The following is a 2,794-nucleotide window of genomic DNA, read 5'->3' as shown; positions in this document are numbered from 1 at the left end:
GTATCTGGCCGTGGTTCCTACCTATTTCGCCCCCTAAAACTGTCCGAAGTATTGTGGGTGTATTCTATCGCACTGCTTGTGTAATTTCTTATCTGTAGTACAAATGGAACTTTTCAATAGCAATGCCAAACTACCAGACATAAGGCCATCTATAACTGTATTCCCAGCAGCCAAAAGAAAAACCAGGCACCCCAGAATTACCACGAGAAAATCAGGGGAAAATTTTGCGAAAAGGATAACTTGAGATCCAAACCATTCAAAAGCAATAAAAAAAACAGTGTGGATTAACACATCCAAAAGGAACCAGATACAAATTGACACGGAAAATCTACGCCGCACTCTGAGAGACAAACTGCGTGCATGGAAAAGCGCTGATTTTACTGACTCTCCTCTAAGCACAATAAGTGGCAAAGAGAGACCTCCGGTGACAATCACAAAAAATGAAAAAATAATTGTAAGTAGTAACCCAGAACCAATAAGGAGTACCGCCAACCAGAATTCAATTGGCCGATGTTGCAGATAGTAATTGATGTCATATTCTGTAAAGAAGAAAATCACGCAAAATATAACAATAGCCAGACCAGGAATCATAGCAATTAATATCTTTTGCACCAGCTTCCATGCAAATCCACCGAGACGAGTAGTTATTCGGAAAGTGGTATAAATAGCATTTCGTGCTGCTAGGAAAGGAGGTTCATGTCGATCCAACACTGTGATCAAGGCTGACAGCTTAAATAGCTCTAATATAATTACAACAATAAAAAGTGTAAGTGTGCCAAATAGGCCTGCAGGCGACAGGAAGAAAGAAGCTATTTCATAATCTGCTAAAATTGTATTACCCGACAAGCCAATAACTAAATGCCCTAGAGTAGCAACAATGGGTGAGATGACAATGGCACCAATAAAAACAAATGTATAATGCACCAGGAATAGGCTGTATGCGTCTACCTTCCATCCACGTATAAAAAATTGAATTAGGTTATATACCTTGGGGGTCATGCTCTGAATTTATTCACATTCAAACAGCAGTGTACACAAGGATACCAATAAGCACAGAAATATCAGGGCAAGATATTTTTATAGTCAGACAGATTCACTTTCGAGATGATGAACATGCCATATTTATTAAAATTTTAAATGCTAAAATAACTGGCGCAATTGTTTCCACTACATATAACTCCTTAGATCAGCATATTTCACGGCCAAGCTCTATTTTTGCAAATGAAAATCAAATCGACACCATATAAGCTATCAATGGCAATCATAGTAAGCTTCATTATGGTATCCTGCTCCTCGAGAATTGCCAGATTCATAGATGATTCCGATAGCTTTTCTTACCATGAAATTATAACCGATGAGAAAATTAGTGAACTTGGATTTAAGAAAGAAAAATAGTAACTATTCAGCACTAACCTCAAAAAATTTAAATTTTTCTAATAAATCCTAGGCCACTCCAGGTTAAGAAGTTGCGTTAATACTTCTCCGGGGTCGACATCATTTTTCTGACAGGTCAACAGGTGAGAGCGAATAAGGCAGAAGGCTCTTGCGCCTTCTTCAGAGCGAAAGCAACCCGAGATTTTTTGTTGCACCTTAGCAGGCTGTTGGTCGTTATCTGAGATTTCCCGACCCCGAAATGTGAAAATATAGGCACGAAAATGATCTTATTGGAATTTATTAGGTTTGTTTTAATGTCAAGGCTGCGTAGAATCGATAGATATTTTAAGTATTTTGGCCGTAATTGAGTGAGCCGATTAAAAAGGCTTCAGAAGTTTAAAAAGGTTTGAAAGCTTCGGCAAAACCGAGAACTTTCTAAAAGACCCATCCCCTCAAAGGAGAACGGTAGCGTGACATAAGAGTAAGTAAAAGGCGCTGACCCAAGGTGCTACGAACACCCGGGGCCAGCTAACCAAATTGATAACGTGACTATCAAAATGGCTATATGGATAATACGCTAGAAACTCGCTCGTCTTCAATAAAGTGGAGTACATTCAGCAGTTTGGGGCCACTTCCCAAGCTCTGGAAGCCTAGCGCCCGCCTTTTCCTCTTCTGTGCCTACTGCCCTCGGGCACCACCCCACATTTCCTCCAAACGTTAAAACCCAAGCTTCCCCACCTCGGAAGCGCTCAAACTTTGACTATTGAAGGTAATGAGTATGTTGATTTTAAAGCGGCGGCTAGGCGAAAACTTAAGGATTGGAGCAAATGTCTCTGTCACGGTGCTGGAGGTTAAAGGTAATCATGTGAAGATAGGCATAAGTGCACCCAAGACACTGCCCGTTCACCGTGAAGAGGTTTTTATGCGGATCAAAAAGGAAAGGGAGGTGAGCGCTTGAATATGCTGAAATGGTAGTACAACTCAGGACACCCAGTGCGCCGAGATCAATCGGCAAAAGATTGGAGGTGAAAGCCCTCTGCCCACTAAGGCCTGGCAAGCCGCTGGGGCTCCACATCATGGATGCTGTTCGGTGACAGCCAGTGTTAATCATTGGCAGGGGGGGGCGGCTCAGCATTGAGTTCCGAAAATATAATTTGAGATCGCCGACCGGTTGGGTGATGGGGAAGGCAATAGAGGTAGATACGATCTGCATCGGTCTCTGGAGTCTGTAGACCAGGTGCATGTTCTGATGTCTATTGTGCGGAACTCTAGAGATACTGTAGGCGATTCGTACGGGTCCCGTATGATCGGGCTCGGAGGCAAAAACCGGGTGCTTACGCCTGTAGGAAAGCCGTGTCTGTGCCCAGAGGCTGTAATTTAAATTGTGTAACTGCTCATGCCCCCATACTCTATACCGGAG

General features: G+C 42.6%; 2 protein-coding genes. One reads left to right on the top strand and one right to left on the bottom strand.

Translation table 11 applies throughout. From position 1 onward, the window contains the following. Positions 1-33: 33 nt before the first annotated feature. Positions 34-924 carry a hypothetical protein gene (locus MO867_RS21445; RefSeq protein WP_252472933.1) on the bottom strand — a complete coding sequence of 297 codons (891 nt, stop codon included), beginning with the start codon at positions 922-924 and terminating at the stop codon, positions 34-36. A gap of 1,228 nt (positions 925-2,152) precedes the next feature. Between MO867_RS21445 and csrA the strand changes: the two genes are divergently transcribed. Next, the gene (gene csrA, locus MO867_RS21435; protein ID WP_252472931.1) at positions 2,153-2,332 is read left to right on the top strand and encodes a carbon storage regulator CsrA; all 180 of its coding nucleotides are present in this window, start codon (positions 2,153-2,155) and stop codon (positions 2,330-2,332) included. Positions 2,333-2,794: the final 462 nt, after the last annotated feature.

The organism is Microbulbifer okhotskensis (assembly GCF_023895975.1).
Lineage (GTDB): Bacteria > Pseudomonadota > Gammaproteobacteria > Pseudomonadales > Cellvibrionaceae > Microbulbifer > Microbulbifer okhotskensis.
The sequence above is the reverse complement of the archived record's forward strand: the minus strand, read 5'-3'. Positions and strand labels throughout refer to the sequence as shown.